At 49.6% G+C, this 6,021-nt stretch carries 7 protein-coding genes and 1 pseudogene; 7 read left to right on the top strand and 1 reads right to left on the bottom strand.

Annotation, left to right across the window (positions count from 1 at the left end; genetic code table 11):
- The 7 genes from trpD to EQY_RS0115610 all read left to right on the top strand — a co-directional run.
- A partial coding sequence (trpD, locus tag EQY_RS0115580; RefSeq protein ID WP_000452601.1) for an anthranilate phosphoribosyltransferase occupies positions 1 to 750 on the top strand: 750 nt, incomplete at its 5' end.
- Entirely contained in the window at positions 751 to 2,112 is a 1,362-nt protein-coding gene (gene trpCF, locus EQY_RS0115585) for a bifunctional indole-3-glycerol-phosphate synthase TrpC/phosphoribosylanthranilate isomerase TrpF (protein WP_000983853.1), read from the top strand. It begins immediately after the preceding gene.
- Between the two features lie 11 nt (positions 2,113 to 2,123).
- Positions 2,124 to 3,317, top strand: a complete 1,194-nt coding sequence (gene trpB, locus EQY_RS0115590; RefSeq protein WP_000209511.1) for a tryptophan synthase subunit beta — start codon at positions 2,124 to 2,126, stop codon at positions 3,315 to 3,317.
- Entirely contained in the window at positions 3,317 to 4,123 is an 807-nt protein-coding gene (gene trpA, locus EQY_RS0115595; RefSeq protein ID WP_000443104.1) for a tryptophan synthase subunit alpha, read from the top strand. Before trpB ends, trpA begins: the two co-directional genes overlap by 1 nt.
- Positions 4,124 to 4,503: 380 nt before the next feature.
- Positions 4,504 to 4,683: a con-10 family general stress protein gene (locus tag EQY_RS0115600; RefSeq protein WP_000807651.1), complete on the top strand. Its 180-nt coding sequence runs from the start codon at positions 4,504 to 4,506 to the stop codon at positions 4,681 to 4,683.
- A gap of 85 nt (positions 4,684 to 4,768) precedes the next feature.
- Positions 4,769 to 5,269, top strand: coding sequence for a YciE/YciF ferroxidase family protein (locus EQY_RS0115605; protein WP_001056502.1), 501 nt, complete (start codon positions 4,769 to 4,771; stop codon positions 5,267 to 5,269).
- Positions 5,270 to 5,314: 45 nt separating this feature from the next.
- Positions 5,315 to 5,821 carry a ferritin-like domain-containing protein gene (locus EQY_RS0115610; RefSeq protein ID WP_001079507.1) on the top strand — a complete coding sequence of 169 codons (507 nt, stop codon included), beginning with the start codon at positions 5,315 to 5,317 and terminating at the stop codon, positions 5,819 to 5,821.
- Between the two features lie 58 nt (positions 5,822 to 5,879).
- Here EQY_RS0115610 and EQY_RS24775 read toward each other — a convergent pair.
- Positions 5,880 to 6,005 (bottom strand): annotated as a pseudogene (locus EQY_RS24775) (OmpW family outer membrane protein); the annotation flags it as partial.
- Positions 6,006 to 6,021: the final 16 nt, after the last annotated feature.

Consider the following 6,021-nt stretch of genomic DNA (forward strand, 5'->3'; position numbering starts at 1 on the left):
GGAAAAAAAAGTTTCATCTTTCCCCCCGCCAGTGCTTTTGTTGCAGCAGCCTGTGGGCTGAAAGTGGCGAAACACGGCAACCGCAGCGTCTCCAGTAAATCGGGTTCTTCGGATCTGCTGGCGGCGTTCGGTATTAATCTTGATATGAACGCCGATAAATCGCGCCAGGCGCTGGATGAGTTAGGCGTCTGTTTCCTCTTTGCACCGAAATATCACACCGGATTCCGCCACGCGATGCCGGTTCGTCAGCAACTGAAAACCCGCACTCTGTTCAACGTGCTGGGGCCATTGATTAACCCGGCGCATCCGCCGCTGGCGTTAATTGGTGTTTATAGTCCGGAGCTGGTACTGCCGATTGCCGAAACGCTGCGCGTGTTGGGGTATCAACGCGCAGCGGTTGTGCACAGCGGCGGAATGGATGAAGTTTCTTTACACGCACCAACGATTGTTGCCGAGTTGCACGATGGCGAAATTAAAAGCTATCAGTTGACCGCAGAAGATTTTGGCCTGACGCCCTACCACCAGGAACAACTGGCAGGCGGAACGCCGGAAGAAAACCGTGACATTTTAACACGTTTGTTACAAGGTAAAGGCGACGCCGCCCATGAGGCAGCCGTCGCGGCGAATGTCGCCATGTTAATGCGCCTGCATGGCCAGGAAGATCTGCAAGCCAATGCGCAAACCGTTCTTGAGGTACTGCGTAGTGGTTCCGCTTACGACAGAGTCACCGCACTGGCGGCACGAGGGTAAATGATGCAAACCGTTTTAGCGAAAATCGTCGCGGACAAGGCGATTTGGGTAGAAGCCCGTAAACAGCAGCAACCACTTGCCAGTTTTCAGAATGAAATTCAGCCGAGCACGCGACATTTTTATGATGCGCTACAGGGTGCACGTACCGCATTTATTCTGGAATGCAAGAAAGCGTCGCCATCAAAAGGCGTGATCCGTGATGATTTCGATCCGGCACGCATTGCCTCGATTTATAAGCATTACGCTTCGGCAATTTCGGTGCTGACTGATGAGAAATATTTCCAGGGAAGCTTTGATTTCCTCCCCATCGTCAGCCAAATCGCGCCACAGCCGATTTTATGTAAAGACTTTATTATCGACCCTTACCAGATCTATCTGGCGCGCTATTACCAGGCTGATGCCTGCTTATTAATGCTTTCAGTGCTGGACGACGAATCGTATCGCCAGCTTGCAGCCGTCGCCCATAGTTTGAAGATGGGTGTGCTGACCGAAGTCAGTAATGAAGAGGAACTGGAGCGCGCCATTGCATTGGGGGCAAAGGTCGTTGGCATCAACAACCGCGATCTGCGTGATTTGTCGATTGATCTCAACCGTACCCGCGAGCTTGCGCCGAAACTGGGGCACAACGTGACGGTAATCAGCGAATCCGGCATCAATACTTACGCTCAGGTGCGCGAGTTAAGCCACTTCGCTAACGGTTTTCTGATTGGTTCGGCGTTGATGGCCCATGACGATTTGCACGCCGCCGTGCGTCGGGTGTTGCTGGGTGAGAATAAAGTATGTGGCCTGACGCGTGGGCAAGATGCTAAAGCAGCTTATGACGCGGGCGCGATTTACGGTGGGTTGATTTTTGTTGCGACATCACCACGTTGCGTCAACGTTGAACAGGCGCAGGAAGTGATGGCTGCGGCACCGTTGCAGTATGTTGGCGTGTTCCGCAATCACGATATTGCCGATGTGGCAGGCAAAGCTAAGGTGTTATCGCTGGTGGCAGTGCAACTGCATGGCAGTGAAGATCAGCAATATATCGACGCACTGCGTGATGCTCTGCCAGCAAACGTTGCCATCTGGAAAGCATTGAGCGTTGGAGAAACCCTGCCCGCGCGCGATTTTCAGCACGTTGATAAATATGTTTTCGATAACGGCCAGGGCGGAAGCGGGCAACGTTTCGACTGGTCACTGTTAAACGGTCAATCGCTTGGCAACGTTCTGCTGGCGGGTGGCTTAGGCGCAGATAACTGCGTGGAAGCGGCACAAACCGGCTGCGCCGGGCTTGATTTTAATTCTGCTGTAGAGTCGCAACCGGGCATCAAAGACGCACGTCTTTTGGCCTCGGTTTTCCAGACACTGCGCGCATATTAAGGAAAGGAACAATGACAACATTACTTAACCCGTATTTTGGTGAGTTTGGCGGCATGTACGTGCCACAAATCCTGATGCCTGCCCTGCGCCAGCTGGAAGAAGCCTTCGTCAGCGCACAAAAAGATCCAGAATTTCAGGCGCAGTTTAATGATCTGCTAAAAAACTATGCCGGACGCCCGACCGCGCTGACTAAATGCCAGAATATTACGGCCGGCACTAACACCACGTTGTACCTGAAACGTGAAGATTTACTGCACGGCGGCGCACATAAAACAAACCAGGTGCTGGGTCAGGCCTTACTGGCGAAGCGGATGGGTAAAACCGAAATCATCGCCGAAACCGGTGCCGGTCAGCATGGTGTGGCGTCTGCCCTTGCCAGCGCCCTGCTTGGCCTGAAATGTCGAATTTATATGGGTGCCAAAGACGTCGAACGTCAGTCGCCCAACGTTTTTCGTATGCGCTTAATGGGCGCGGAAGTGATCCCGGTACATAGCGGTTCCGCGACGCTGAAAGATGCTTGTAACGAGGCTCTGCGCGACTGGTCCGGCAGTTATGAAACCGCGCACTACATGCTGGGCACCGCAGCTGGCCCGCATCCTTACCCGACCATTGTGCGTGAGTTTCAACGGATGATTGGCGAAGAAACCAAAGCACAGATTCTGGAAAGAGAAGGTCGCCTACCGGACGCCGTTATCGCCTGTGTTGGCGGCGGTTCGAATGCCATCGGGATGTTTGCTGATTTCATCAACGAAACCGACGTTGGCCTGATTGGGGTGGAACCAGGCGGTCACGGTATCGAAACCGGCGAGCACGGTGCACCATTGAAACATGGTCGTGTGGGCATCTATTTCGGTATGAAAGCGCCGATGATGCAGACAGAAGACGGGCAGATTGAAGAATCTTACTCCATCTCAGCCGGGCTGGATTTCCCGTCTGTCGGCCCGCAACACGCGTATCTCAACAGCACTGGACGCGCTGATTATGTCTCAATTACCGATGATGAAGCACTGGACGCCTTTAAAACGCTGTGCCTGCATGAAGGGATCATCCCGGCACTGGAATCCTCCCATGCCCTGGCTCATGCGCTGAAAATGATGCGCGAAAACCCGGAAAAAGAGCAGCTGCTGGTGGTTAACCTTTCCGGTCGCGGCGATAAAGACATCTTCACCGTTCACGATATTTTGAAAGCACGAGGGGAAATCTGATGGAACGCTATGAAACTCTGTTTGCCCGTTTGAAGGAGCGCAAAGAAGGCGCATTCGTTCCTTTCGTCACGCTCGGTGATCCGGGCATTGAGCAGTCGCTGAAAATTATCGATGCGCTAATTGAAGCCGGTGCTGACGCGCTGGAGTTAGGCATCCCCTTCTCTGACCCGCTGGCGGATGGCCCGACGATTCAAAACGCCACACTGCGTGCTTTTGCGGCGGGTGTGACCCCGGCACAATGTTTTGAAATGCTGGCACTGATTCGCCAGAAACACCCGAATATTCCCATTGGCCTTCTGATGTATGCCAACCTGGTGTTTAACAAAGGTATTGATGAGTTTTATGCCCAATGCGAGAAAGTCGGCGTCGATTCGGTGCTGGTTGCCGATGTGCCCGTGGAAGAGTCTGCGCCCTTCCGCCAGGCTTCGTTGCGCCATAACGTCGCACCTATATTTATCTGCCCGCCGAATGCCGACGATGATTTGCTGCGTCAGATAGCCTCTTATGGTCGTGGTTACACCTATTTGCTGTCGCGTGCGGGCGTGACCGGAGCTGAAAACCGCGCAGCGTTACCCCTCAATCATCTGCTCGCGAAGCTGAAAGAGTACAATGCTGCGCCTCCGTTACAAGGGTTTGGTATTTCCGCCCCGGAACAGGTAAAAGCAGCGATTGATGCAGGAGCTGCGGGCGCGATTTCTGGTTCGGCCATTGTTAAAATCATCGAGCAACATATTGATGAGCCAGAGAAAATGTTGGTGGCATTGAAAGCTTTTATACAACCGATGAAAGCGGCAACACGCAGTTAATCCCACAGCCGTCAGTTCTGCTGGCGGCATTTTGTATTCCTTTAACGAAGCCAGAAAAATCTTAATTTTATTCATTATTTGCCTTTTTACCGTTTCGCTTAACCTAACATACGTCAACTTACGTCATTTTTCCGCCCAACAGTAATATAATCAAACAAATTAATCCCGCAACATAACACCAGTAAAATCAATAATTTTTCCTAAGTCACTTATTCCTCAGGCAATTGCTAATATATCCAGAACCTTCCTCAAAATATATTTCCCACCCTCCCTCCTTGTCACGCTTAATTTGACTAATTCTTATTAGCAACTAATTTTAATGAGTGTCGACACACAACACTCATATTAGTCAAACAATGCAACGTAACGGGAGAAATAACATGGCCGAACATCGTGGTGGTTCAGGAAATTTCGCCGAAGATCGTGAGAAGGCATCCGACGCAGGTCGTAAAGGTGGTCAGCACAGCGGCGGTAATTTTAAAAACGATCCGCAACGCGCATCCGAAGCGGGTAAAAAAGGCGGTCAACAAAGCGGTGGTAATAAATCAGGAAAATCCTGATCCACCGTTAATTATTAATATCAGCTGATAAAGATAATTGTATCTGCGGGCCGTATGGCTCGCAGTGATTTCACTGGAGAAAAATATGAATATGAAGACCATTGAAGATGTATTTATTCACCTGCTTTCAGACACCTACAGCGCAGAAAAACAGTTAACTCGCGCGCTGGCAAAACTTTCCAGAGCGACATCAAACGAAAAACTAAGTCAGGCTTTTCATGCGCACCTTGAGGAAACTCATGGACAGATAGAACGTATTGATCAAGTCGTAGAATCCGAATCAAATCTTAAAATTAAACGCATGAAGTGCGTAGCAATGGAAGGACTCATTGAAGAAGCTAATGAGGTCATTGAGAGCACAGAAAAAAACGAAGTGCGTGACGCCGCGCTCATTGCAGCTGCACAGAAAGTCGAGCACTATGAGATCGCCAGTTACGGGACCTTAGCGACGCTGGCTGAACAATTAGGTTACCGTAAAGCAGCGAAGCTTCTGAAAGAAACTCTGGAAGAAGAAAAGGCCACCGACATCAAACTGACTGATCTGGCTCTTAATAACGTAAATAAGAAAGCCGAAAATAAAGCCTGAAATATGAACTTCAACTTTCAGTAATTTTATAAAGAGGACATTTTCATGAATCGTATTGAACATTATCATGACTGGCTACGTGACGCCCACGCAATGGAAAAGCAAGCCGAATCTATGCTTGAATCCATGGCCAGCCGCATAGATAATTATCCTGAACTACGCGCTCGTATTGAACAACATCTTAGTGAAACCAAAAACCAGATTGTTCAACTGGAAACTATTCTTGATCGTAATGACATTTCACGTTCAGTCATTAAAGATTCCATGAGTAAAATGGCGGCGCTTGGGCAGTCTATCGGTGGTATTTTTCCTTCTGATGAAATTGTCAAAGGTTCCATTAGCGGCTATGTCTTCGAGCAATTTGAAATCGCCTGCTATACCTCACTATTAGCTGCGGCAAAAAATGCCGGTGATACAGCCTCTATTCCGGTCATCGAAGCGATTTTAAATGAGGAAAAGCAGATGGCCGACTGGCTAATTCAGCATATTCCGCAAACAACTGAGAAATTTTTAATTCGCTCTGAAACTGATGGCGTAGAAGCGAAGAAATAATACCCTTTATACCATGTCCTTATTGACCCCGTAATTACGGGGTCATTTTTGCGGGGAATTAAAAACGATATCCTGCGGAGAACATAAACACCCACGGATCGAGGCGTACACTGTCGTGTTGCTGTGCACCGCCCAACTTATAATTTGCGGTAGTATCGATATCCATGTACCAGACTGGCAGGTTTTAAAAAATCAAATAA

The sequence above is a fragment of the Escherichia sp. TW14182 genome, assembly GCF_000208525.1.
GTDB lineage: Bacteria > Pseudomonadota > Gammaproteobacteria > Enterobacterales > Enterobacteriaceae > Escherichia > Escherichia ruysiae.

Coding starts and splice junctions, on each gene's coding strand:
- trpCF (WP_000983853.1), top strand. CDS start 751: ATGATGCAAACCGTTTTAGCGAAAATCGTCGCGGACAAGGCGATTTGG.
- trpB (WP_000209511.1), top strand. CDS start 2,124: ATGACAACATTACTTAACCCGTATTTTGGTGAGTTTGGCGGCATGTAC.
- trpA (WP_000443104.1), top strand. CDS start 3,317: ATGGAACGCTATGAAACTCTGTTTGCCCGTTTGAAGGAGCGCAAAGAA.
- EQY_RS0115600 (WP_000807651.1), top strand. CDS start 4,504: ATGGCCGAACATCGTGGTGGTTCAGGAAATTTCGCCGAAGATCGTGAG.
- EQY_RS0115605 (WP_001056502.1), top strand. CDS start 4,769: ATGAATATGAAGACCATTGAAGATGTATTTATTCACCTGCTTTCAGAC.
- EQY_RS0115610 (WP_001079507.1), top strand. CDS start 5,315: ATGAATCGTATTGAACATTATCATGACTGGCTACGTGACGCCCACGCA.